At 51.9% G+C, this 24,960-nt stretch carries 23 protein-coding genes; 16 read left to right on the top strand and 7 right to left on the bottom strand.

Annotation, left to right across the window (positions count from 1 at the left end):
• Positions 1 to 63 precede the first annotated feature (63 nt).
• On the bottom strand, positions 64 to 540 hold the full coding sequence (gene greB, locus FC814_RS02435; protein WP_000856744.1) for a transcription elongation factor GreB: 477 nt from the start codon (positions 538 to 540) through the stop codon (positions 64 to 66).
• A 227-nt stretch (positions 541 to 767) separates the two neighbouring features.
• On the opposite strand from greB, the gene ompR reads away from it, so the two are divergent.
• Both ompR and envZ read left to right on the top strand, forming a co-directional pair.
• Positions 768 to 1,487 carry a two-component system response regulator OmpR gene (gene ompR, locus FC814_RS02440; protein WP_001157751.1) on the top strand — a complete coding sequence of 240 codons (720 nt, stop codon included), beginning with the start codon at positions 768 to 770 and terminating at the stop codon, positions 1,485 to 1,487.
• Positions 1,484 to 2,836, top strand: coding sequence for a two-component system sensor histidine kinase EnvZ (envZ, locus tag FC814_RS02445; protein ID WP_001253701.1), 1,353 nt, complete (start codon positions 1,484 to 1,486; stop codon positions 2,834 to 2,836). The genes ompR and envZ overlap by 4 nt, the downstream gene beginning before the upstream one ends.
• 76 nt (positions 2,837 to 2,912) lie before the next feature.
• Here envZ and pckA read toward each other — a convergent pair whose 3' ends face one another.
• Positions 2,913 to 4,535 carry a phosphoenolpyruvate carboxykinase (ATP) gene (gene pckA / locus FC814_RS02450; RefSeq protein ID WP_001309803.1) on the bottom strand — a complete coding sequence of 541 codons (1,623 nt, stop codon included), beginning with the start codon at positions 4,533 to 4,535 and terminating at the stop codon, positions 2,913 to 2,915.
• 376 nt (positions 4,536 to 4,911) lie between these two features.
• Here pckA and FC814_RS02455 point away from each other — a divergent pair, with 376 nt between their 5' ends.
• Entirely contained in the window at positions 4,912 to 6,636 is a 1,725-nt protein-coding gene (locus FC814_RS02455; RefSeq protein WP_137325461.1) for a DUF4153 domain-containing protein, read from the top strand.
• A gap of 143 nt (positions 6,637 to 6,779) precedes the next feature.
• Here FC814_RS02455 and hslO read toward each other — a convergent pair whose 3' ends face one another.
• The 4 genes from hslO to igaA all read right to left on the bottom strand — a co-directional run bounded on the left by hslO (position 6,780) and on the right by igaA (position 10,963).
• The gene (gene hslO, locus FC814_RS02460) at positions 6,780 to 7,658 is read right to left on the bottom strand and encodes an Hsp33 family molecular chaperone HslO (RefSeq protein WP_024165248.1); all 879 of its coding nucleotides are present in this window, start codon (positions 7,656 to 7,658) and stop codon (positions 6,780 to 6,782) included.
• A 24-nt stretch (positions 7,659 to 7,682) separates the two neighbouring features.
• Positions 7,683 to 8,084 carry a ribosome-associated heat shock protein Hsp15 gene (hslR, locus tag FC814_RS02465; protein WP_000660493.1) on the bottom strand — a complete coding sequence of 134 codons (402 nt, stop codon included), beginning with the start codon at positions 8,082 to 8,084 and terminating at the stop codon, positions 7,683 to 7,685.
• 10 nt (positions 8,085 to 8,094) lie between these two features.
• Entirely contained in the window at positions 8,095 to 8,763 is a 669-nt protein-coding gene (gene yrfG / locus FC814_RS02470) for a GMP/IMP nucleotidase (protein WP_001295168.1), read from the bottom strand.
• A gap of 64 nt (positions 8,764 to 8,827) precedes the next feature.
• Entirely contained in the window at positions 8,828 to 10,963 is a 2,136-nt protein-coding gene (gene igaA / locus FC814_RS02475; protein ID WP_000104495.1) for an intracellular growth attenuator protein IgaA, read from the bottom strand.
• Between the two features lie 321 nt (positions 10,964 to 11,284).
• Between igaA and nudE the strand changes: the two genes are divergently transcribed.
• Positions 11,285 to 11,845 (top strand): ADP compounds hydrolase NudE, encoded by a 561-nt coding sequence (gene nudE / locus FC814_RS02480; RefSeq protein WP_000045734.1) that lies wholly within the window; start codon positions 11,285 to 11,287, stop codon positions 11,843 to 11,845.
• A gap of 166 nt (positions 11,846 to 12,011) precedes the next feature.
• On the opposite strand, the gene mrcA is transcribed toward nudE, so the two are convergent.
• On the bottom strand, positions 12,012 to 14,564 hold the full coding sequence (gene mrcA / locus FC814_RS02485; RefSeq protein WP_010348371.1) for a peptidoglycan glycosyltransferase/peptidoglycan DD-transpeptidase MrcA: 2,553 nt from the start codon (positions 14,562 to 14,564) through the stop codon (positions 12,012 to 12,014).
• Between the two features lie 119 nt (positions 14,565 to 14,683).
• Between mrcA and hofM the strand changes: the two genes are divergently transcribed.
• The 12 genes from hofM (at position 14,684) to trpS (ending at position 24,839) form a co-directional block, all read left to right on the top strand.
• Positions 14,684 to 15,463 (top strand): DNA utilization protein HofM, encoded by a 780-nt coding sequence (gene hofM, locus FC814_RS02490; protein WP_105281184.1) that lies wholly within the window; start codon positions 14,684 to 14,686, stop codon positions 15,461 to 15,463.
• Positions 15,463 to 16,002 (top strand): PilN domain-containing protein, encoded by a 540-nt coding sequence (locus tag FC814_RS02495; protein WP_001069302.1) that lies wholly within the window; start codon positions 15,463 to 15,465, stop codon positions 16,000 to 16,002. Before hofM ends, FC814_RS02495 begins: the two co-directional genes overlap by 1 nt.
• Entirely contained in the window at positions 15,986 to 16,426 is a 441-nt protein-coding gene (locus FC814_RS02500) for a hypothetical protein (RefSeq protein ID WP_001093900.1), read from the top strand. Before FC814_RS02495 ends, FC814_RS02500 begins: the two co-directional genes overlap by 17 nt.
• Positions 16,416 to 16,820: a DUF2531 family protein gene (locus tag FC814_RS02505; RefSeq protein ID WP_001264129.1), complete on the top strand. Its 405-nt coding sequence runs from the start codon at positions 16,416 to 16,418 to the stop codon at positions 16,818 to 16,820. The genes FC814_RS02500 and FC814_RS02505 overlap by 11 nt, the downstream gene beginning before the upstream one ends.
• Entirely contained in the window at positions 16,732 to 17,970 is a 1,239-nt protein-coding gene (gene hofQ / locus FC814_RS02510) for a DNA uptake porin HofQ (RefSeq protein WP_071995205.1), read from the top strand. Before FC814_RS02505 ends, hofQ begins: the two co-directional genes overlap by 89 nt.
• A 400-nt stretch (positions 17,971 to 18,370) precedes the next feature.
• The gene (gene aroK, locus FC814_RS02515; protein ID WP_000818618.1) at positions 18,371 to 18,892 is read left to right on the top strand and encodes a shikimate kinase AroK; all 522 of its coding nucleotides are present in this window, start codon (positions 18,371 to 18,373) and stop codon (positions 18,890 to 18,892) included.
• Between the two features lie 56 nt (positions 18,893 to 18,948).
• A complete protein-coding gene (gene aroB, locus FC814_RS02520; RefSeq protein ID WP_000439868.1) occupies positions 18,949 to 20,037 on the top strand; it encodes a 3-dehydroquinate synthase in 1,089 nt (362 codons plus the stop codon).
• Positions 20,038 to 20,127: 90 nt separating this feature from the next.
• Positions 20,128 to 21,453 carry a cell division protein DamX gene (gene damX, locus FC814_RS02525; protein WP_137325462.1) on the top strand — a complete coding sequence of 442 codons (1,326 nt, stop codon included), beginning with the start codon at positions 20,128 to 20,130 and terminating at the stop codon, positions 21,451 to 21,453.
• A gap of 106 nt (positions 21,454 to 21,559) precedes the next feature.
• A complete protein-coding gene (gene dam / locus FC814_RS02530; protein ID WP_000742146.1) occupies positions 21,560 to 22,396 on the top strand; it encodes an adenine-specific DNA-methyltransferase in 837 nt (278 codons plus the stop codon).
• 17 nt (positions 22,397 to 22,413) lie between these two features.
• On the top strand, positions 22,414 to 23,091 hold the full coding sequence (gene rpe, locus FC814_RS02535) for a ribulose-phosphate 3-epimerase (RefSeq protein WP_000816280.1): 678 nt from the start codon (positions 22,414 to 22,416) through the stop codon (positions 23,089 to 23,091).
• Entirely contained in the window at positions 23,084 to 23,842 is a 759-nt protein-coding gene (gene gph, locus FC814_RS02540; protein ID WP_000032690.1) for a phosphoglycolate phosphatase, read from the top strand. Before rpe ends, gph begins: the two co-directional genes overlap by 8 nt.
• On the top strand, positions 23,835 to 24,839 hold the full coding sequence (trpS, locus tag FC814_RS02545) for a tryptophan--tRNA ligase (RefSeq protein WP_000165546.1): 1,005 nt from the start codon (positions 23,835 to 23,837) through the stop codon (positions 24,837 to 24,839). Before gph ends, trpS begins: the two co-directional genes overlap by 8 nt.
• Positions 24,840 to 24,960 lie beyond the last annotated feature (121 nt).

Below are 24,960 nucleotides of genomic sequence, written 5' to 3' on the forward strand. Positions count from 1 at the left end.
GGGATAGTTATACGGACTGGCTGGCAAAAATGCCAGCCAAAGGCTGGAGGTTAAGACTCTTCCTTACGGTTTCACGTACTCGATGGCATTAACATACCAGCTCGCTTCCCCGGCAGGCGTATTCACCACCGCCAGATCGCCCACTTCTTTTTTCAGCAATGCGCGAGCCATCGGGGAATCGATAGAGATGTAATCTTTACGACCAAAAATTTCATCGTAGCCGACAATTCTAAAACGGTGAGTCACGCCATCGTCGTTTTCAATCTCTACCCAAGCGCCAAAGAAGACCTTGCCTTCCTGCTGCGGGGAATAATCGACGATTTTGAGATTTTCCATGCATTTAGTGAGATAGCGCACGCGACGGTCGATTTCACGCAGGCGCTTTTTATTATACTGATAGTCAGCATTTTCACTGCGGTCGCCCAGACTTGCAGCCCAGGTCACCTTTTTTGTGACCTCCGGGCGTTCTTCACGCCAGAGGTAATTTAGCTCTTGTTTGAGTTTTTCATACCCTTCCCGGGTAACCAGGGGCGTTTTCATCTCGTTGATTCCCTTTGTCTGTTTGATAATGCGCACATTGGGTATAACGTGATCATATCAACAGAATCAATAATGTTTCGCCGAATAAATTGTATACTTAAGCTGCTGTTTAATATGCTTTGTAACAATTTAGGCTGAAATTCATACCAGATTTTGCTGGTGACGAACGTAAGCTTTTTTAAGAATACACGCTTACAAATTGTTGCGAACCTTTGGGAGTACAAAGAATGCAAGAGAACTACAAGATTCTGGTGGTCGATGACGACATGCGCCTGCGCGCGCTGCTGGAGCGTTATCTCACCGAACAAGGCTTCCAGGTTCGAAGCGTCGCTAATGCAGAACAGATGGATCGCCTGCTGACTCGTGAATCTTTCCATCTTATGGTACTGGATTTGATGTTACCTGGTGAAGATGGCTTGTCGATTTGCCGACGTCTTCGTAGCCAGAGTAACCCGATGCCGATCATTATGGTGACGGCGAAAGGGGAAGAAGTAGACCGTATCGTTGGCCTGGAGATTGGCGCTGACGACTATATTCCAAAACCGTTTAACCCGCGCGAGCTGCTGGCTCGTATTCGTGCAGTGCTGCGTCGTCAGGCGAACGAACTGCCGGGCGCGCCGTCACAGGAAGAAGCAGTAATTGCTTTTGGTAAGTTCAAACTAAACCTCGGTACGCGTGAAATGTTCCGCGAAGATGAGCCGATGCCGCTCACCAGCGGTGAGTTTGCGGTACTGAAGGCGCTGGTCAGCCATCCGCGTGAGCCGCTCTCCCGCGATAAGCTGATGAACCTTGCCCGTGGCCGTGAATATTCTGCAATGGAACGCTCCATCGACGTGCAGATCTCGCGTCTGCGCCGCATGGTGGAAGAAGATCCGGCACATCCACGTTACATTCAGACCGTCTGGGGTCTGGGCTACGTCTTCGTGCCGGACGGTTCTAAAGCATGAGGCGATTGCGCTTCTCGCCACGAAGTTCATTTGCCCGCACGTTATTGCTCATCGTCACCTTGCTGTTTGTCAGCCTGGTGACGACTTATCTGGTGGTGCTGAACTTCGCGATTTTGCCGAGCCTCCAGCAGTTTAATAAAGTCCTCGCTTACGAAGTGCGTATGCTGATGACCGACAAACTGCAACTGGAGGACGGCACGCAGTTGGTTGTGCCTCCCGCTTTCCGTCGGGAGATCTACCGTGAGCTGGGGATCTCTCTCTACTCCAATGAAGCCGCTGAAGAGGCCGGGCTGCGTTGGGCGCAACATTACGAATTCTTAAGCCATCAGATGGCGCAGCAGCTTGGCGGCCCGACGGAAGTCCGCGTCGAGGTCAACAAAAGTTCGCCTGTCGTCTGGCTGAAAACCTGGCTGTCGCCCAATATCTGGGTACGTGTGCCGCTGACCGAAATTCATCAGGGCGATTTCTCCCCGCTGTTCCGCTATACGCTGGCGATAATGCTGTTAGCAATAGGCGGCGCGTGGCTATTTATTCGTATTCAGAACCGACCCTTAGTCGATCTCGAACATGCTGCTTTGCAGGTGGGTAAGGGGATTATTCCGCCGCCGCTGCGTGAATATGGCGCTTCGGAGGTGCGTTCGGTTACCCGCGCCTTCAACCATATGGCGGCAGGCGTTAAGCAACTGGCAGATGATCGCACATTGCTGATGGCAGGGGTAAGCCACGACCTGCGCACGCCGCTGACGCGTATTCGCCTGGCGACTGAGATGATGAGCGAGCAGGATGGCTACCTGGCAGAATCGATCAATAAAGATATCGAAGAGTGCAACGCCATCATTGAGCAATTTATCGACTACCTGCGCACCGGGCAGGAGATGCCGATGGAACTGGCGGATCTTAACGCTGTGCTTGGTGAGGTGATTGCCGCCGAAAGTGGCTATGAGCGGGAAATTGATACCGCGCTTGAGCCGGGCAGCATTGAGGTGAAAATGCACCCTCTGTCGATCAAACGCGCGGTGGCGAATATGGTAGTGAACGCCGCCCGCTACGGCAATGGCTGGATTAAAGTCAGCAGTGGAACGGAGCCGAATCGCGCCTGGTTTCAGGTGGAAGATGACGGCCCAGGTATTGAACCGGAGCAGCGTAAGCACCTGTTCCAGCCGTTTGTCCGTGGTGACAGCGCGCGCACTATCAGTGGCACTGGCTTAGGGCTGGCGATTGTGCAGCGGATTATCGATAACCATAACGGGATGCTGGAACTTGGCACCAGCGAGCGGGGCGGGCTTTCCATTCGCGCCTGGCTGCCATTGCCGGTAACGCGGGCGCAGGGTGCGACAAAAGAAGGGTAAATAAAACGGGAGGCGAAGGTGCCTCCCGTTTTGCTTTCTATAAGATACTGGATAGATATTCTCCAGCTTCAAACCATTACAGCTTCGGACCAGCCGCTACCAGCGCAGCACCCGCAGGGGTGTCGGTATATTTATCGAAGTTGTCGATAAACAGTTTCGCCAGCGTTTCAGCTTTTTCCTGCCATTGTTCCGGAGAGGCGTAAGTGTTACGCGGATCGAGGATCTTAGTGTCTACGCCCGGCAGTTCTGTCGGGATCGCCAGGTTAAACATCGGCAGAGTGAAGGTTTCTGCGTTATCCAGCGAACCATTCAGAATAGCGTCGATAATGGCGCGGGTATCTTTAATGGAGATACGTTTGCCAGTGCCGTTCCAGCCGGTGTTAACCAGATACGCCTGCGCGCCCGCCGCCTGCATACGTTTCACCAGCACTTCTGCGTACTGAGTCGGGTGCAGCGACAGGAACGCCGCGCCGAAGCAGGCGGAGAAGGTTGGCGTCGGTTCGGTGATGCCGCGTTCAGTACCGGCCAGTTTGGCGGTGAAGCCAGAGAGGAAGTGGTACTGAGTTTGATCGGCAGTCAGACGAGAAACCGGCGGCAATACGCCGAAAGCATCTGCGGTCAGGAAGATAACTTTAGTTGCGTGGCCTGCTTTGGAGACCGGCTTAACGATGTTTTCGATGTGATAGATCGGATAAGAAACGCGGGTGTTCTCGGTTTTTGAACCATCGTCAAAGTCGATAGTGCCATCTTCACGCACGGTGACGTTTTCCAGCAGCGCATCGCGACGGATAGCGTTGTAGATTTCGGGTTCCGCTTCTTTCGACAGCTTGATGGTTTTCGCGTAGCAGCCGCCTTCGAAGTTAAACACGCCGTCATCGTCCCAGCCGTGTTCGTCATCGCCAATCAGACGGCGTTTCGGGTCGGTGGAAAGGGTGGTTTTACCCGTGCCAGAAAGGCCGAAGAACACTGCAACGTCGCCTTTCTCGCCAACGTTGGCGGAGCAGTGCATGGAGGCAATGCCTTTCAGCGGCAGCAGGTAGTTCATCATCGAGAACATCCCTTTCTTCATTTCGCCGCCGTACCAGGTGCCGCCAATTAACTGCATACGCTCAGTCAGGTTAAACGCGACGAAGTTTTCAGAGTTCAGACCCTGTTCTTTCCACTGCGGGTTAGTGCACTTCGCGCCGTTCATAACGATAAAGTCTGGTTTGAAACCTGCCAGCTCTTCATCGCTCGGGCGAATAAACATGTTCTTGACGAAATGCGCCTGCCAGGCCACTTCGGTGATGAACCGGACGGAAAGACGAGTATCCGGGTTAGCGCCACAGAATGCGTCTACAACGAACAGACGTTTGCCGGAAAGCTGTTTGGTTACCAGGCCTTTCAGATGTTGCCAGGTTTCAGGGGAGAGAGGTTTGTTGTCGTTCTTACCTTTGCCTTTGTCTGCCCACCAGAAGGTATCGCGAGTGGTATCGTCACGGACGATATACTTATCTTTTGGTGAACGGCCGGTGAAGATTCCGGTATCGACGGCAACGGCGCCCAGATTAGTTAACACCCCGCGCTCATAACCGGTCAGGCTCGGATCGAGCTCTTCCTGATACAGCAGATCGTAGCTTGGGTTGTAAACGATATCATGTACGTCACTGATACCATAAGCCTCGAGTTCTTGCGGGGTCAAACCATTGTTAACGCGCATTTCACTGCTCCTTAGCCAATATGTATTGCCTGAATAGTAAAGTCTTTTTGGGGGTGTTAACCGCGACAAGGCTCATAGATTTACGTATCTGGAGAAATTCATATTTGACAAAACTCCGTGATTCCTGTCACGAAACGGTAGCTATTATCGCAGAAATAGCATTTTAGGTGTGGAAAATGTTCTTAAAAGGTTAAAACTTGGTTTATATGGCGAGAATGTTGCGAGTGTAATCGCATTCCTGAGTGAAATTGATGCAAATTCAACGAGTAAAGTATCGATTCACCACGCTAACTTTTTTTGATTACTTTCTGAGAAAAACAAATTAGTCCAGCCTGGATGCGATAATTACCTCTCCTTTTGATTCTGGATAACCAACATGGAAAACGTTGAGCTTTCACCCGCAACACGCAGGGGAATGGTTGTTACCGGATTACTCCAGGGATTAGTTTGCTACCTGCTGATCTCCTGGCTCGCTGGTAAAAATAACAGTTGGATAGTTTATGGCGTACCTGCGACCGTGGCGCTTTCATCCGTTTTGTTATTTTCTGTAGTGTCCTTCAAACAGAAGCGACTTTGGGGATGGCTGGCGATAGTGTTGATTGCCACTCTTGGGATGAGCGGCTGGCTGAAGTGGCAAATTGATGGCATGAGTCCCTGGAGAGCGGAAAAGGCGCTTTGGGATTTTGGGTGTTATCTGCTGCTGATGGGAATGATGTTGCTGCCGTGGATACAACAGAGTCTGCGTGAGCGTAATGACAGTACCCGCTATAGCTATTTTTACCAGTCGGTATGGCATAACGTACTTATATTATTGGTGATTTTTATCGCTAATGGCCTGACGTGGCTGGTGCTTTTACTGTGGAGTGAGTTGTTTAAACTCGTTGGTATCACGTTTTTTAAAACGCTCTTTTTTGCAACCGACTGGTTTATTTATCTTACGTCAGGTCTGGTTACCGCGCTGGCGGTGATCCTCGCGCGGACACAGTTGCGTTTAATCGACTCTATTCAAAAGTTGTTCACGCTAATCGCCACGGGGTTGCTGCCGTTAGTATCATTGCTAACCCTGATGTTTATTATCACCCTGCCGTTTACGAGCCTGAGCGCGATTTCTCGCCACATCTCCGCTGCCGGGTTGCTTTTGACGCTGACCTTTTTGCAATTGCTCTTAATGTCCATTGTCGGCGATCCGCAAAAAGCGTCACTTCCCTGGACGGGGCCGTTGCGTTGCCTGATTCAAACCGCTCTGCTGGTCGCCCCATTGTATGTGTTCGTCGCCGCCTGGGCGTTATGGCTGCGGGTCGCGCAGTACGGCTGGACTGCCGAACGCTTGCATGGCGTGTTGGCTGTGGCGGTGTTACTGGTTTGGTCTCTGGGATATTTTGTCAGTATTGTCTGGCGTAAAGGGCAAAATCCCCTTGTTCTTCAGGGCAAAGTGAACCTTGCGGTTTCGTTATTGGTGCTGGTGATACTGGTGCTTCTTAATTCGCCGGTACTGGACAGTATGCGCATTAGCGTGAACAGTCATATGGCACGTTATCAGAGCGGCAAAAACACGCCAGACCAGGTAAGTATCTACATGCTCGAACAGAGCGGTCGCTATGGCCGTGCGGCGCTTGAGTCGCTGAAAAGCGATGCCGCGTATATGAAAGACCCGAAACGCAGACGGGATCTGCTGATGGCGTTTGATGGGAAGCAACATCTTCAGCAGCAGGTATCGGAAAAAGCATTAGCCGATAACGTGTTAATTGCCCCTGGTTCTGGCAAACCGGATGCGACATTCTGGTCGGCCTTAATCAAAGAACGCTATAACGTGATGACCTGTATTGAAAAGGATGCCTGCGTACTGGTCGAGAGAGATCTAAATAGTGATGGTCAGACGGAGCGGCTCCTGTTTGCCTTTAATGATGAAAGAGTCATCGTCTATGGCATTGACCCCACCGGGAAAGAATGGCAAGAGCTCACGATGAGTTTACTTCCGCGCGAAATAACGAAAGAGAAATTACTCACTGCCGCGAAGGAAAGAAAACTGGGAACGAAGCCTAAAACGTGGCGCAATCTTACGGTGGATGGTGAAACGCTGGAGGTGAATCTGAATGAGTGACAACGCGCATCTGATTTTTGTCAGATGCGGCGCCTTAGCTGACCCACAATAACTTGCGATTTATACCGTAGGCCTGATAAACGCAGCGCATCAGGCAATTTCGTCATGAAATCCGGCAGAGTTATCTCTGCCGGAAAAACTAATTAATGAACCTGCGGATCTGCCGGAGACGCGTTGTTGCGGATCTCGGCAATATCCATCGCATTGAACAGATAGTGGTTACCGCAGTAATCACAATGCATGTCAATTTCGCCATCTTCCGCCAGGATGCTATCCACTTCTTCATCCGGCAGCGTTTTCAGCGCATCGGCGCAACGTTCACGTGAGCAGGTGCATTTGAACTCCACATCCTGCGGATCGTAAACCGTCACCTCTTCTTCGTGGTACAAACGCCACAACACTTCATTTGCCGGCAAAGTCAGCAACTCTTCGGTTTTGATGGTTTCGGTTAGCGTCGCCAGGTGGTCGAAGTCGTCCTGCTGGGCATTTTGCGCAGGCATTACCTGTAACAACATACCGCCAGCGGCGGGCTTACCATCTACGTTGCCGGTGCGAATAAACAGGCGCGTCGGAAGCTGTTCAGAACGCATAAAGTAATCTTCCAGGCAGGCCGCCAGGGTATCACCTTCCAGACCAACCACGCCCTGATAGCGTTCGCCTTCGCTCGGGGTAATGGTGATCACCACATAACCATTACCGACCAGCGTTTTCAGGTCGGCATTTTCCGGAATTTCGCCCTGTACGCGCGCCACGCCGCGCATCTGCTGGTTGTTGTTACCGTTGATAACCGCCAGATTCATCGGACCGTCGCCTTGCAGCTGTACGGTGATATCACCATCAAACTTCAGCGTAGCGGTTAACAGGCTGGTCGCAACCAGCAGTTCTGCCAGCACGTTTTTAACGGGCTGCGGATAATCGTGATTCTCAAGGATCTGTTGCAGGGTTTCCGAAACGGTTACCAGTTCGCCGCGCACGGCAAAGTTTTCAAACAGATAGCGATGTAATTGGTCATGTTGCGGCATAATCATCTCTCTTGCAGGTGACAGTTATTCACTGTCGCCGTGTTTAAATCGTAACAGGTCGCGGCGCTCTTTTTTGTCCGGGCGTCGATCCGGGTGCGGCATGGTTAAGGCATTAAGTTTACGTGCCAGCGCCATTTTTTCGCGTTTCTCTACACTTTCCGCAGTCTCTTCATACAGCAAGACTGCCTCGCTGGCGGGGCGACGCTGTTCAGTAATCGCCTTTACAATCACCGTTCGTTCGTCATTTCCCTGGCGCAGAGTGAGCGTGGCATTCAGTTCGACGACTTTACTCGGCTTGCTGCGCTGCCCGTTGTAATGCACCTTACCGCCTTCGATCATTTCACGAGCCAGCGCGCGGGTTTTGTAAAAACGGGCGGCCCATAGCCATTTATCCAGTCGAACCTCAACAGCAGGTTTTTCTTTCATGGCGTCTCCTTCACATTAGCGAGGGGATCAGGCGGCGGTAGTCATTCAGTGACGGATGGCGCTGATACTGTTTTTCAGCAATCCCTGAGTCGGGATTAGTGACGCCGAGGCAGTAACGAATACCAAATTGCGCGGCAGCATCGAGAATTGCTTCGCTGTCATCAATAAACAGCGTTCTTTCAGCTTTCAGACCCGTAGCTTCGGCCACCGCATGCCATAACCGCTGATCCTCTTTCGGATAACCAAATGTGTGGGTGGAAAGTAATAAATCAAGGTGTGCGTCAAGACCGGTATGCTCAAGTTTTACCGCCAGGTTGTGCGGATGTGCGTTGGTGAGCAAAATTCGCTGCTTACCGCTGGCTTTAAGTGCCTCAAGAAACGGAATAGTATCTTCACGCAGTACGGCGCGCGGTCCCATCTCGGTGGTCATCGCACAGATATCCAGACCCAGTTGTTCACTCCAGTAATCAAGACAGTACCAGTTTAGCGTATGCTGCACGTCGTGATATTGCTGGCGCATATATTCCATCGCTTCCTGTGGCGTGACCCCGTTTTTCGCGCCCCAGGTTTCAGGCACCAGCTTTTGCCAGAAATAGTTATCGAAGGCGAGGTCGAGCAACGTGCCGTCCATATCCAGCAGAACGGTATCTACGTCCTGCCAGGCAATGTTGATATGCATGAGGGAAATCTCCAGAGTGAAGCCATTTGCGCGACAGGGTAGCATAACCTGCCGCGCAAACGTGTTATTCGATAAGGCTTTCTGAAGGGGTGATCAGTTGTGGATTCAGGCAGCTTTCATAATAGGCCTGAATTTCCATCATGCGAGTACGATGACGGTGATAACGACGCCAGGCCTGTACGCCATTATAGATGGCACTGCCCAGCATCGTCAGCAACAGCAATGTCGTGCCCAGATAGCGCCACAGGCCGGAGCGATCCGGGATGGGGTGCAAGCCGATATGCTGCGTGCCGTTGGCATCGGTAAAAATATTGGTGACGATGCCTTCGGCGTTAAACGGTGTATGCATCAGCATTTGCGCCAGTTTCTGGAAAGCGTTCCACTGTTCTTGCGGCGGGTAGTCGTAAAGTGATGCCGAAGGCCAGGGCTGATCAACAAAATCGCTGCCTTCGTCGCTGACAATCAGGAATCCTCCCGGTGCCGGGCTATTCAGTGATTGCGCGGCTCGCGCCGTTTCATGAGTAATGAATGGTGCTGTGGAGGTTTCCACCAGGTTATCGAGTGATTCCGCGCTCACCGGGCGGAGTAATACATTCACGCCGTCGAGTTTTCCAGCGTTAGCGCGTTTTACCAGTGCGTCCCAGTCCTTACTGTTGCCGAGATTCACCAGCGCATTTTTCAACCGAACACAATCATCTTTGGCAGCACAGAGATCGGCGGTTTTCAGCACGATGTCGCCAAAGTCATCGAGCAGTACCATGCCGGATTTCTGAATTGCTGAACGCAATGTGGCGCTGACGCGAGATTCATCATCCGGTTTCGGGTGCAACTGGCGGTTTACTGCCTCGGTCAGTGCCGTGGCCTTGTTGACCAGTTCAGATTCCGGTAATGGCAATGAACGGGCGTCATTCCAGATGATCTGCGAGCAGTCAAATGGCAAAAACGGTGAATTGGTTTTCGCGCTCCAGGTGCCAGAAGTGCGGATATTACACATCCCTGTACCGCTAAGACGTAAGGTATCGCCTACACGTACTCCGGCATCTGCCAGTTGTTTAACGCTGGTGGCTTCAATGGTCTGCGCGCCTTTCATCCACGAGAGGGTGAATTTCAGCGGCATATCCAGCGGAACCCAGAACAGCAGCATAAACAGCACCAGCAGAGAACCCGCCGCGATAATCGTACTGCGTAGCCAGTGTTGCAGCGGGAAGTTTTTCACTTCGTCATGCAGTGAAAGATAGCGTCCCTGACGTACCACGTGCCGATCAAGATAGATATCGATATCCGTTTGCTGCCCCAGATCCTGCGCAATATAAGGCTGCCAGTGCGCGGGATAGACCAGGTCGATAATACCGAGCGAAATATTGTTGATCTGTTCCTGATCGTTTTCGCCAAACAATCCCCAACGACGCGGCGTACCACGCAGACAGTGGATCTCCCGCAGGGATGATTTTGCCGGTGGCGCAAATAGTCCCCACAGACCTGCGCCCAACAGCAATAACGCGCCGCCAGCCAGCCACGGGACAAATACATCCGGAGTAATCAGGCAGAAAAAGAACATCAGGAAGGAGGCGACAATCAGCAACGCTTCACGCAGCCCACGTGGGCGACTAAGCGCATACTCTTCGTGTGTTTCTTTGCGAATATTGAGCAGTTCGATTTGTTCGCTTTCTTCGCCGCGAATCGACGCCTGCGTTGACGGAACAGGCTGCAACGCATAGCCACGAGTTTCCTGAATGTACTCTTGCAGCGTATGACCGTTGAGAGAAATAACCAGCGGCAGCGAATCGGTATGGATCAGTTCAACGCTATTTTCATCGTTGATGTACTGCTCCCAGAACGGGGGCAGGTGGACTTCCACCGAATCGAGATAATAACGCCATTTGTTAGGATCGTCGGTTGAAATGCCATAACGCGTGATGGCATGTGTCAGCATCATGACGTTGTTGCTTTCCGCGTTCAGCGTCAGTGATACGGGGGCCGTGCTGGCGCCCGTCGGACCAGGAACCTGCAAAACCTGCGTCAGGCTGTCGAGATAATTTTCAACGGCGTTACGTTCTTCAGGCATGAGTTTGCGCGTTTGCGCATCAGCGAAGGCGTTAGTCCAGGGCAGTTGACGCCGCCTGGAGCGCACTTTTATCAGCCATCCCGCAAGTAGTGAGCAGGCCAGCAAAGCAGCTATAAAAATTACAATGGTGCTCATGCTTTCCCCATCTTACTTAATTTGTCAGGTGTGATTAGTCGCATCCTGGACACAATATAGGATCCTGCGGTTGGCTATCGGCAAGCGTGGAGTTGAACTTGAGCATCATTAAGCGCATCCCAGTAACCGGTGATCATAGCAAACCCTCTGAGGGCGGAATATCAGCAAATTCCTGGAGTTATTTCAACCTATTGACTTTTAATTTGATTTGAGAATGATTATTTATTAAGTTGCGTAAATGTAAATAACATGCAATTCACATTGCCGAATGCGTGTCCGATATCGCACAATAACTGCTGATTTCACAGCATAGATTCCACGATGAGCAAATCATTACAAAAACCCACCATTCTGAATGTTGAAACTGTAGCCCGTTCCCGATTGTTTACCATCGAAAGCGTGGATCTGGAGTTCAGCAACGGCGTGCGGCGTGTTTATGAACGAATGCGTCCAACCAACCGGGAAGCAGTGATGATTGTGCCGATTGTGGACGATCACCTGATTTTGATCCGCGAATACGCGGTGGGAACTGAATCCTACGAATTAGGTTTTTCGAAAGGATTAATTGATCCCGGTGAAAGTGTTTATGAAGCAGCAAACCGCGAACTCAAAGAAGAAGTGGGATTTGGCGCAAGGGATCTGACTTTTTTGAAGAAACTCAGCATGGCACCGTCTTACTTTTCCAGCAAAATGAATATCGTGGTGGCGCAAGATCTCTACCCTGAATCGCTGGAAGGCGATGAACCAGAGCCACTACCTCAGGTGCGCTGGCCACTGACACATATGATGGATTTGCTCGAAGATCCTGACTTCAACGAAGCGCGTAATGTCAGCGCGTTGTTCCTGGTGCGCGAGTGGTTGAAGGGGCAGGGGCGGTTGTAAATACGTGGAGCTTGCCTGATGCGCTACGCTTATCAGGCCTACGTGGTTCCTGCAATGTATTGAGTTTCGACGATTTTGTTGGCTGGATAAGGCGTTCACGCCGCATCCAGCATGAACAACGCGCACTTTGTCTGCAAACTGAAAAGGCGCCGAAGCGCCTTTTTAATCAGAACAATTCCTGAGCCTCACCATTATCGATGATGGTTGTCCCTACCTCGCGTACCGCTTGCTGTGTAGGCTGCGTACCTTCGATGAAATACTCTTCGCGGCTGTTACCACCGTTGGCCAGTTGCCCGGTGCTGCGATCGATATTCACCGTCACAATACCCGGCGGCGGCGTCAGCGGTTGTTCCGGTACACCTTCCAGCACGGCTTTCATATAAGCATCCCAGGCTGGCTGGGCGCTCTTTGCACCACCTTCATAACCGGAGATCTGATCTTTTATCGCCCCGGAAGCCGTAGTGTGACCGAGATTACGGCGGTGATCATCAAAGCCAATCCATACCGAGGTCACAACGCCCGGACCGTAACCCGAAAACCACGCATCTTTCGAACTGTTGGTCGTCCCGGTTTTCCCGCCGATATCATGACGTTGCAAATCACGACCTGCGCGCCAGCCAGTGCCCTGCCAGCCAGGTTCACCAAAGATATTGGTGTTCAGGGCGCTCTTAATCAGGAACGCCAGCGGTGTGCTGATGACGTGTGGTGCGTATTCTGGCGCACCAGTCTTCGCCACTAATGCCTGATTAGCCTGCTCCAGTTGTGGCATTGGCACAGAAACATTCTGCTGTTCGCGAGAGATAGCCACGTCTTCAACGTCGCTGTTTTCCAGCACGTTTGATTTTTGCGTATCACCGTAAATCACCGGAATATCACATTCCGGGCAGGCTACTTTTGGTTTCGCTTCGAAAATCACGCCGCCCTGGTCGTTTTCAATTTTGCTGATAAACCAGGGGTCGACCAGGAATCCACCATTAGCCATTACTGCGTACCCGCGCGCCACCTGTAACGGCGTGAAGGAAGCGGAACCCAGTGCCAGCGATTCAGTGTGGACAATGTTTTGTGCCGGGAAGCCGAAGCGTTGCAAATACTCTGCGGCATAGTCCACGCCCATTGCTCGCATTGCGCGTACCATTACCACGTTTTTCGACTGGCCCAACCCCTGACGTAAACGGATTGGACCGGCGTACTGCGGCGGTGAGTTTTTCGGCTGCCAGTCAGAACCCGCGCCTGCGTCCCAGCGGGAAATTGGCACATCGTTCAGCATACTTGCCAGCGTCAGACCTTTATCCATCGCTGCGGTGTAGAGGAACGGCTTGATATTCGAACCCACCTGACGCAGTGCCTGGGTGGCGCGGTTAAACTTGCTCTGATTGAAATCAAAACCACCGACCAGCGCCATAACTGCGCCGTTTTGCGGATTGATCGATACCAGCGCCGAGTTCACTTCCGGCACCTGTGCCAGCCACCAGGCATCGCCCACCTGGCGAACCCAGATTTGCTGACCTGTTTGCACAACATCAGTCACTTTACGCGGCGTCGGTCCCTGTTGTGTATCGGAGCGATAAGGCCGTGCCCAGCGAATCCCTTCCATACGCAGCGTCACAGATGTTCCGTCCGCCAGCATTGCTGTTGCTTCCTGCGGGTTGGCGCGGGTGACTGCGGCAGGTAGCAGCGGACCATAGGTCGGCAGCGCCTTCAGCGTATCGGTAATCTTTTTGTCATCCCACGCTGATTCACCTACTTTCCACAGCACATTAGCCGGGCCGCGATAGCCGTGACGCATGTCGTAGTCCAGTACGTTATTACGCACGGCTTGCTGTGCGGCCTGCTGCACTTTGCGGGTAATGGTAGTGTAAATGCGATAGCCGTCTTCATAAGCGTTTTCGCCGTAACGGTTATACATCTCCTGACGTACCATTTCGGTGAGATATGGCGCTGAGAAGGCGATCTCCGGTGCGTGATAGTTGGCGTTAATCGCTTCGGTGCGTGTCTCATCGAGCTGCTGTCGGGTGATATACCCTTCGTCCAGCATTCGCGACAGCACGACGTTACGCCGCGCGACGGCTCGATCCATTGAATAGAGCGGGTTGAAGGTGGAAGGGGCTTTAGGCAGCCCGGCAATCACCGCCATTTCGTTCAGTGTCAATTGGTCGACGGTTTTACCGAAATAGACTTGTGCCGCAGCACCGACACCATAGGCGCGGTAACCGAGATAAATCTTGTTCAGATAAAGCTCGAGGATCTCGTCTTTCGTCAGCAACTGTTCAATACGAATTGCGAGGAAGACTTCCTTAATTTTACGCATTAGAGTGCGTTCTGGACTCAGGAAGAAGTTTCTCGCCAGTTGTTGGGTGATGGTGCTCGCCCCTTGCGATGCGTGACCGGAGAACAGCGCCACGCTTGCCGCACGGAAGATCCCCACTGGGTCAACGCCGTGATGCTCGTAGAAGCGGCTGTCTTCCGTCGCAATAAAGGCTTTCACCATCTCCGGCGGGATTTGATCCAATGTAACCGGAATACGACGTTTTTCACCGTATTGAGCAATCAGCTCGCCATCGGCGCTGTAAATCTGCATCGGAATTTGCAGGCGAACATCTTTTAATGTCGCCACATCCGGCAGTTGTGGCTCGATGTAGCGGTAGAGGCCATAAATCGAGCCTGCTCCCAGCAGAATGCAACAGACTGCAAGGATCAATAAATACTTTACGAACTTCACTGGAAATTTCCCATTTAGTTTCATTTGGGCAGTTTATAAACAAACGCGCGGTAGTATAAAGGCAAGCCAGACGCATTGATATACCCGTCAGAGTGACGGGGGATAAGGAGATCATCACAATGGCATTTAAGACCTGGCAAATTGGTTTGCATTTACAACAGCAAGAAGCGGTGGCGGTTGCTATCGTGCGTGGCGCGAAAGAATGCTTTTTGCAACGCTGGTGGCGTTTGCCGCTGGCGACCGACATTATCAAAGATGGGCGCATTATTGACGCGGAACGGCTGACTAAAACGTTGTTACCGTGGAGTCGTGAACTGCCACACCGTCATCACATTATGTTGGCATTTCCCGCTAGCCGAACGTTACAAAGGGCATTTCCGCGTCCGGCAATGTCCCTGGGCGAACGGGAGCAAATGGCCTGGTTGACAGGTACGATGGCTCGCGAGCTGGATATGGAACCGGACTCCCTGCGCTTTGATTACAGCGAAGATTCGCTAAGTCCCGCTTATAACGTGACCGCCGCGCAAAGCAAAGAGCTGGCAACGCTGCTTAGCCTGGCAGAAAGATTGCGTATTCACGTTAGTGCGATTACCCCAGACGCCTGCGCTTTGCAGCGATTCCTGCCTTTTTTACCTTCTCATCAGCAATGTCTGGCCTGGCGTGATAACGAACAGTGGTTATGGGCGACGCGTTATAGCTGGGGACGCAAACTGGCGGTGGGGATGACAAGCGCGAATGAACTGGCCGCGACGTTAGCCATTAATTCTGAAAGTCTCGCGATATGCGGCGAAGGCGGATTTGACCCCTGGAATGCGGTTTCTGTGCGTCAGCCGCCACTACCGCCACCAGGTGGAAACTTTGCTATCGCGCTGGGGCTGGCGCTTGGGGAGGGGTACTGATGAATCCGCCAATCAATTTTTTGCCCTGGCGAGAGCAACGCCGGACGGCCTTTCTTCGCTTCTGGTTGCTGATGTTCGTTGCTCCTCTGCTGCTGGCTGTCGGGATAACGCTCATGCTGCGTTTGACAACCAACGCTGAAGTACGCGTTGACGCTGTTTTGCTTCAGGCGGAACAACAACGCGCCAGCACCCTACAAACCAGTAAACCACGTTTGCTGGAACGGCAACAATTACGCGAACAGCGTTTGCAACGTCAGCGCCAGCGACAATTTACCCGCGACTGGCAATCTTCGCTGGAGTCACTGGCGGCACTTTTACCCGAACACGCCTGGCTGACAACGATAAGCTGGCAGCAGGAAACGCTGGAGGTAAAGGGATTTGCGACGAACATTACTGCGTTAAACGCACTGGAAAAAGCACTCCGCCAGGATACTTCTTTTCAGCTCAACCAGCGCGGAGCCACGCAGCAGGATGCTCAAGGTCGCTGGCAATTTGAGTATCAGTTAACAAGGACGGTTAACGATGAACACTCTTTTTGACTGGTGGTTCGCGACATCACTCCGTATCCGCCAGTTTTGCTGGGCAGTCTGGTTGCTGATGTTAGTTACGCTCATTTTTCTTTCATCGGCACACCAAGAAGAGAGTGACGCATTAATTCGACTGCGGGCAAGTAATCACCAGCAATGGACGGCACTTTATCGCCTGGTAGACACCACTCCCATCATTGAAGAAAAGAAGTTGCCCTTTTCGCCACTGGATTTTCAGTTGCCCGGCGCGCAACTGCTTTACTGGCATCCATCCGCTCAGGGAGGCGAGTTGGCGTTAAAAACGTTCTGGAAAGCTGTGCCGTCGGCATTTACACGGCTGGCAGAGCGCAACGTCAGCGTGAGCCGTTTTTTGTTAAGCGTGGAAGGTGGTGACCTTTTGTTCACGCTACAACTGGAGATGCCGCATGAGGGTTAAACGCGGGTTGTTGGTAGGTATTGCCTTGTGCCTTTTAACCGGTATGCGTGACCCTTTTAAGCCGCCGGAGGATCTATGCCGGGTAAGCGAACTTAGCCAGTGGCGTTATCAGGGGATGGTAGGGCGAGGCGAGCGCGTTATTGGCGTAATAAAAGATGGGCAAAAAAAATGGCGACGGGTGGAGCAAAACGATGTGCTGGAGAATGGCTGGACAATTTTACAACTGACGCCAGAAACATTAACGCTGGGAACTGGAAAAAACTGCGAACCGCCACAGTGGTTGTGGCAACGGCAAGGAGATAAAAATGAAGCAATGGATAGCCGCACTACTGTTGATGATGATACCCAGCGTACAGGCGGCAAAGCCGCAAAAAGTGACGCTGATGGTGGATGACGTTCCGGTGGCTCAGGTGTTACAGGCGCTGGCTGAACAGGAGAAGTTAAACCTGGTGGTTTCGCCAGACGTCAATGGTACGGTGTCGTTACATCTCACTGACGTTCCCTGGAAACAGGCACTACAAACCGTAGTGAAAAGCGCCGGGCTGATAACGCGCCAGGAAGGCAACATTCTTTCAGTGCATTCCGTTGCCTGGCAGAATGACAATATCGCCCGTCAGGAGGCTGAACAGGCGCGGGTGCAGGCAAATCTGCCGCTGGAAAATCGCAATATTACTCTGCAATACGCCGACGCCGGAGAGCTGGCGAAAGCAGGAGAAAAGCTACTTAGCGCCAAAGGCAGCATGACTGTCGATAAACGTACTAATCGCCTTTTGCTGCGTGATAACAAAACGGCGTTAAGCGCACTGGAACAGTGGGTAGCGCAAATGGATTTGCCGGTCGGGCAGGTTGAATTGTCGGCGCACATTGTCACCATTAATGAAAAAAGTCTGCGCGAGTTAGGCGTGAAATGGACGCTGGCCGATGCGCAACAAACCGGCGGCGTTGGGCAAGTGACCACGCTCGGCGGCGATCTCTCTGTGGCAACGGCAACGACGCATATCGGTTTTAACATTGGGCGCATTAACGGGCGTTTACTGGATCTGGAGCTTTCCGCGCTCGAACAAAAACAGCAACTGGATATTATCGCCAGCCCGCGTCTGCTGGCCTCACATCTCCAGCCTGCCAGCATTAAACAGGGAAGCGAGATCCCGTATCAGGTTTCCAGTGGTGAAAGCGGCGCGACGTCGGTGGAATTTAAAGAGGCCGTACTGGGAATGGAAGTCACGCCCACGGTGTTACAAAAAGGTCGCATCCGACTGAAATTACACATCAGCCAGAACGTTCCGGGACAGGTGCTACAACAAGCTGATGGCGAAGTGCTGGCGATTGATAAGCAGGAGATCGAAACGCAGGTTGAAGTAAAAAGCGGAGAAACGCTGGCACTGGGTGGTATTTTTACCCGTAAAAATAAATCGGGTCAGGATAGCGTACCGCTGTTGGGCGACATCCCCTGGTTCGGGCAATTATTTCGTCATGACGGAAAAGAAGATGAACGACGCGAGTTAGTGGTATTTATCACGCCACGGTTGGTTTCCAGTGAGTAAACTGCCGCAAAAACGGCGATGTTTTCATGCTGAACATGTTTCATCTATTTGACGTGCGCAGGTATTTAGCATACAAGGAGTACCGATTTGAGAGTCGGTGCTCTTTGTTACCTGCGTTTTATGATGGTGATTTATCTTTCACGCGGCATTTTGCTGTCTTTTTTACGCTAATCTTACCCGGTGATTTATCGCCAGAGCGGTGATAGCAAGGTAGTGCACCTGCAGCGACCAGATATGCAGAGGGATGGGCAATTTATTCAGTTGCCAAACCCGCTGGAGTATTGAGATAATTTTCAGTCTGACTCTCGCAATATTTTATGAGGTTTCAGTTCATGTCCTGCGGGGCTCTCTGAGCGAAGCGGGTTTATCATTAACGAATAGTCTTAGTAGTACCGAAAAAATGGCAGAGAAACGCAATATCTTTCTGGTTGGGCCTATGGGTGCCGGAAAAAGCACTATTGGGCGCCAGTTAGCTCAACAACTCAATATGGAATTTTACGATTCCGATCAAGAGATTGAGAAACGAACCGGAGCTGATGTGGGCTGGGTTTTCGATTTAGAAGGCGAAGAAGGCTTCCGCGATCGCGAAGAAAAGGTCATCAATGAGTTGACCGAGAAACAGGGTATTGTGCTGGCTACTGGCGGCGGCTCTGTGAAATCCCGCGAAACGCGTAACCGTCTTTCCGCACGTGGCGTTGTCGTTTATCTTGAAACGACCATCGAAAAGCAACTTGCGCGCACGCAGCGTGATAAAAAACGCCCGTTGCTGCACGTTGAAACACCGCCGCGTGAAGTTCTGGAAGCATTGGCTAATGAACGCAATCCGCTGTATGAAGAGATTGCCGACGTGACCATTCGTACTGATGATCAAAGCGCCAAAGTGGTCGCAAACCAGATTATTCACATGCTGGAAAGCAACTAATTCTGGCTTTATATACACTCGTCTGCGGGTACAGTAATTAAGGTGGATGTCGCGTTATGGAGAGGATAGTCGTCACTCTCGGGGAACGTAGTTACCCAATTACCATCGCATCTGGTTTGTTTAACGAACCAGCTTCATTCTTACCGCTGAAATCGGGTGAGCAGGTGATGTTGGTCACCAACGAAACCCTGGCTCCTCTGTATCTCGATAAGGTTCGCAGCGTACTTGAACAGGCGGGTGTTAACGTCGATAGCGTTATCCTCCCTGACGGCGAGCAGTATAAAAGCCTGGCAGTACTCGACACCGTTTTTACGGCGTTGTTGCAAAAACCGCACGGTCGCGATACGACGCTGGTGGCGCTTGGCGGCGGCGTAGTAGGCGATCTTACCGGTTTTGCAGCGGCGAGCTATCAGCGCGGCGTTCGCTTCATTCAAGTCCCGACGACATTGCTGTCGCAGGTGGACTCTTCCGTTGGCGGAAAAACCGCAGTCAACCATCCCCTCGGTAAAAATATGATTGGCGCTTTTTATCAGCCAGCATCAGTGGTGGTGGATCTCGACTGTCTGAAAACGCTTCCTCCGAGAGAGTTAGCTTCGGGGCTGGCGGAAGTCATCAAATACGGCATTATTCTTGACGGTGAGTTTTTCAACTGGCTGGAAGATAATCTGGATGCGCTGCTCAATCTGGATGGTCCGGCAATGGCGTACTGTATTCGTCGTTGCTGTGAGCTGAAAGCAGAAGTTGTCGCTGCCGACGAGCGCGAATCCGGCTTACGTGCTTTACTGAATCTGGGACATACCTTTGGTCATGCTATTGAAGCGGAAATGGGGTATGGCAATTGGTTGCACGGTGAAGCAGTCGCGGCGGGTATGGTGATGGCGGCGCGGACGTCGGAACGTCTCGGGCAGTTTAGTTCTGCCGAAACGCAGCGTATTATTACCCTGCTTACGCGGGCTGGATTACCGGTTAATGGGCCGCGCGAAATGTCCGCGCAGGCGTATTTACCGCATATGCTGCGTGACAAGAAAGTCCTTGCGGGAGAGATGCGCTTAATTCTTCCGCTGGCAATTGGTAAGAGTGAAGTTCGCGGCGGCGTATCGCACGAACTTGTTCTTAACGCTATTACCGATTGTCAATCAGCGTAACAACAAGAAAGGTCCGGCCGCTTATCAGCGGTCTATTAGCTTCAGGTTAATTGCAACGTGGTAAGCATTAACCTTTTAGTGGGGTGTTAAATGGATGAATTCAAACCAGAAGACGAGCTGAAACCCGATCCCAGCGATCGTCGTACTGGTCGTTCTCGTCAATCTTCTGAGCGTTCAGAACGTACTGAACGTGGCGAACCGCAGATCAATTTTGATGATATTGAACTTGATGAAACTGACGATCGCCGTCCGACTCGTGCGCAAAAAGAGCGCAATGAGGAACCGGAAATCGAAGAAGAAATTGATGATTCCGAAGATGACGCTGTGGATGAAGAGCGTGTAGAGCGTCGTCCGCGTAAGCGCAAAAAAGCAGCCAGCAAACCGGCTTCTCGTCAGTATATGATGATGGGCGTCGGTATTCTGGTTCTGCTGCTGTTGATCATCGGTATCGGTTCTGCGCTAAAAGCCCCCTCGACCTCTTCCAGCGATCAAACCGCGTCTGGTGAGAAGAGTATTGATCTTGCTGGCAATGCGACTGATCAGGCAAATGGCGTGCAGCCAGCGCCGGGAACCACGTCTGCGGAAAATACCCAGCAGGATGTTTCTCTGCCGCCGATTTCTTCTACGCCGACCCAGGGGCAAACCCCGGCGGCAACGGATGGTCAACAACGTGTTGAAGTGCAGGGTGACCTGAATAACGCGCTGACCCAGCCGCAAAATCAGCAGCAGTTGAACAATGTGGCGGTCAACTCCACGCTGCCAACCGAACCCGCGACTGTAGCGCCAGTTCGTAATGGCAACGCATCGCGTGATACGGCGAAAGCGCAAACCGCTGAACGGCCGACCACTACGCGTCCGGCACGTCAGCAGGCGGTGATTGAACCGAAAAAACCACAAGCAACTGTGAAAACGGAACCGAAGCCGGTAGCACAGACGCCGAAGCGTACTGAACCGGCTGCACCTGTGGTGAGCACAAAGGCACCGGCTGCGACTTCTACGCAAGCCACAACGCCAGCAGCACCAAAAGAGACGGCGACTACGGCTCCAGTACAGACGGCGACTACGGCTCCAGTACAGACGGCATCTCCGGCGCAAACCACGGCAACACCAGCCGCTGGAGCGAAGACCGCAGGTAATGTTGGTTCGTTGAAATCGGCACCGTCCAGCCATTACACTCTGCAGCTGAGCAGTTCTTCTAACTACGACAACCTGAACGGTTGGGCGAAGAAAGAGAATCTGAAAAACTACGTTGTCTATGAAACGACGCGTAATGGTCAGCCGTGGTATGTACTGGTTTCTGGCGTGTACGCTTCAAAAGAAGAAGCGAAAAAAGCGGTATCTACATTGCCAGCAGATGTCCAGGCCAAAAACCCGTGGGCGAAACCGCTGCGTCAGGTACAGGCCGATCTGAAGTAATCAAGGTTATCTCCCGCAATGGTTTATCGTTGCGGGAGTTGCCTGAAGCGCTGGATGCTGTCGGAGCTTTCTCCACAGCCGGAGAAGGTGTAATTAGTTAGTCAGCATGAAGAAAAATCGCGCTTTTTTGAAGTGGGCAGGGGGCAAATATCCCTTGCTTGATGATATTAAACGGCATTTGCCTAAGGGTGAATGTCTGGTTGAACCTTTTGTGGGTGCCGGGTCGGTGTTTCTCAACACCGACTTTTCTCGTTATATCCTTGCCGATATCAATAGCGACCTGATTAGTCTCTACAACATTGTGAAGATGCGTACTGATGAGTACGTACAGGCTGCCCGCGAGCTGTTTGTTCCTGAGACAAATTGCGCCGAGGTTTACTATCAGTTCCGCGAAGAGTTCAACAAAAGCCAGGATCCGTTCCGTCGGGCGGTACTGTTTTTATATTTGAACCGCTACGGTTACAACGGCCTGTGTCGTTACAATCTGCGCGGTGAGTTTAACGTGCCGTTTGGCCGCTACAAAAAACCCTATTTCCCGGAAGCTGAGTTGTATCACTTCGCTGAAAAAGCGCAGAATGCCTTTTTCTATTGTGAGTCTTATGCCGATAGCATGGCGCGCGCAGATGATGCATCTGTCGTCTATTGCGATCCGCCTTATGCACCACTATCTGCGACCGCCAACTTTACGGCGTATCACACAAACAGTTTTACTCTTGAACAACAGGCGCATCTGGCGGAGATCGCCGAAGGTCTGGTTAACCGTCAGATCCCGGTACTGATTTCTAACCATGATACGGCGCTAACGCGCGAGTGGTATCAGCGCGCAAAATTGCATGTCGTCAAAGTTCGACGCAGTATAAGCAGCAACGGCGGCACACGTAAAAAGGTGGACGAACTGCTGGCTTTGTACAAACCAGGAGTCGTTTCACCCGCGAAAAAATAATTCTCAAGGAGAAGCGGATGAAACAGTATTTGATTGCCCCCTCAATTCTGTCGGCTGATTTTGCCCGCCTGGGTGAAGATACCGCAAAAGCCCTGGCAGCTGGCGCTGATGTCGTGCATTTTGACGTCATGGATAACCACTATGTTCCCAACCTGACGATTGGACCAATGGTGCTGAAATCCTTGCGTAATTACGGCATTACCGCCCCTATCGATGTGCATCTGATGGTGAAACCGGTTGATCGCATTGTGCCTGATTTCGCTGCCGCTGGTGCCAGCATCATTACCTTTCATCCTGAAGCCTCCGAGCATGTTGATCGCACGCTGCAACTGATTAAAGAAAATGGCTGTAAAGCGGGGCTGGTATTTAACCCGGCGACACCGCTGAGCTATCTGGATTACGTGATGGACAAACTGGATGTGATCCTGCTGATGTCCGTCAACCCTGGTTTTGGCGGTCAGTCTTTCATTCCACAAACGTTAGATAAACTGCGCGAAGTACGTCGTCGTATCGACGAGTCTGGCTTCGACATTCGACTGGAAGTGGACGGTGGCGTGAAGGTGAACAATATTGGCGAAATCGCTGCGGCGGGCGCGGATATGTTTGTCGCTGGCTCCGCTATTTTCGACCAGCCAGACTATAAAAAAGTCATTGATGAAATGCGCAGTGAACTGGCAAAGGTAAGTCATGAGTAAGTTTGAAGATATTCGCGGCGTTGCCTTCGATCTCGATGGCACGCTGGTTGACAGTGCTCCCGGCCTGGCTGCTGCGGTAGATATGGCGCTGTATGCGCTGGAGTTGCCCGTTGCAGGCGAAGAGCGTGTTATTACCTGGATTGGTAATGGCGCAGATGTGCTGATGGAGCGGGCATTGACCTGGGCGCGTCAGGAACGTGCGACGCTGCGTAAAACGATGGGCAAACCGCCCGTTGATGACGATATTCCGGCAGAAGAACAAGTACGTATTCTGCGTAAGCTGTTTGATCGTTACTATGGCGAAGTTGCTGAAGAAGGCACGTTTTTGTTCCCGCACGTTGCCGATACGCTGGGCGCATTGCAGGCTAAAGGCCTGCCGCTAGGTCTGGTTACCAACAAACCAACGCCGTTCGTCGCCCCGCTGCTGGAAGCCTTAGATATCGCAAAATACTTTAGCGTGGTTATCGGCGGCGATGACGTACAAAACAAAAAACCCCACCCGGATCCGCTGCTACTGGTGGCTGAACGTATGGGCATTGCCCCGCAACAGATGCTGTTTGTCGGCGATTCTCGCAATGATATTCAGGCAGCAAAAGCAGCCGGTTGCCCTTCAGTTGGCTTAACCTACGGATATAACTACGGCGAGGCTATCGATCTCAGCCAGCCTGATGTAATTTATCACTCTATAAATGACCTTCTGCCCGCATTAGGGCTTCCGCAAAGCGAAAATCAGGAATCGAAAAATGACTAAGCCCATCGTTTTTAGTGGCGCACAGCCTTCAGGTGAATTGACCATTGGTAACTACATGGGTGCGCTGCGTCAGTGGGTAAACATGCAGGATGATTACCATTGCATTTACTGCATCGTTGACCAACACGCCATCACCGTGCGCCAGGATGCGCAGAAGCTGCGTAAAGCGACGCTGGATACGCTGGCGTTGTACCTGGCTTGCGGTATCGATCCTGAGAAAAGCACTATTTTTGTTCAGTCCCACGTGCCGGAACATGCGCAGTTAGGCTGGGCACTGAACTGCTATACCTACTTCGGCGAACTGAGCCGCATGACGCAGTTTAAAGATAAATCTGCGCGTTATGCCGAGAACATTAACGCTGGTCTGTTTGACTATCCGGTGCTGATGGCTGCGGACATCCTGCTGTATCAAACCAATCTGGTGCCGGTCGGCGAAGACCAGAAACAGCACCTGGAACTGAGCCGCGATATTGCCCAGCGTTTCAACGCGCTGTATGGCGATATCTTTAAAGTACCGGAGCCGTTTATTCCGAAATCTGGCGCGCGCGTAATGTCACTGCTGGAGCCGACCAAGAAGATGTCCAAGTCTGACGATAACCGCAATAACGTTATCGGTCTGCTGGAAGATCCGAAATCGGTAGTGAAGAAAATCAAACGTGCGGTCACTGACTCCGACGAGCCGCCGGTAGTTCGCTACGACGTGCAGAACAAAGCGGGCGTTTCTAACCTGCTGGATATCCTTTCTGCGGTAACGGGCCAAAGCATTCCGGAACTGGAAAAACAGTTCGAAGGCAAGATGTATGGTCACCTGAAAGGCGAAGTAGCTGAAGCGGTTTCCGGTATGCTGACTGAATTGCAGGAGCGTTATCACCGTTTCCGCAATGATGAAGCCTTCTTGCAACAGGTAATGAAAGACGGCGCAGAAAAAGCCAGCGCACACGCTTCCCGCACGTTGAAAGCGGTTTACGAAGCGATTGGTTTTGTGGCGAAGCCTTAATTCACTATTGAGACCAAAAACCGGGGAAACCCGGTTTTTTTACGTCGTTATTTGCAATAACCCAAAAAAATGTGAAGCATCTCGCCGTTTCCACATCTGCTTGTTGCGCCTTATCTTCATT

The sequence above is a fragment of the Escherichia sp. MR genome (assembly GCF_005280595.1).
GTDB classification, from domain to species: domain Bacteria; phylum Pseudomonadota; class Gammaproteobacteria; order Enterobacterales; family Enterobacteriaceae; genus Escherichia; species Escherichia ruysiae.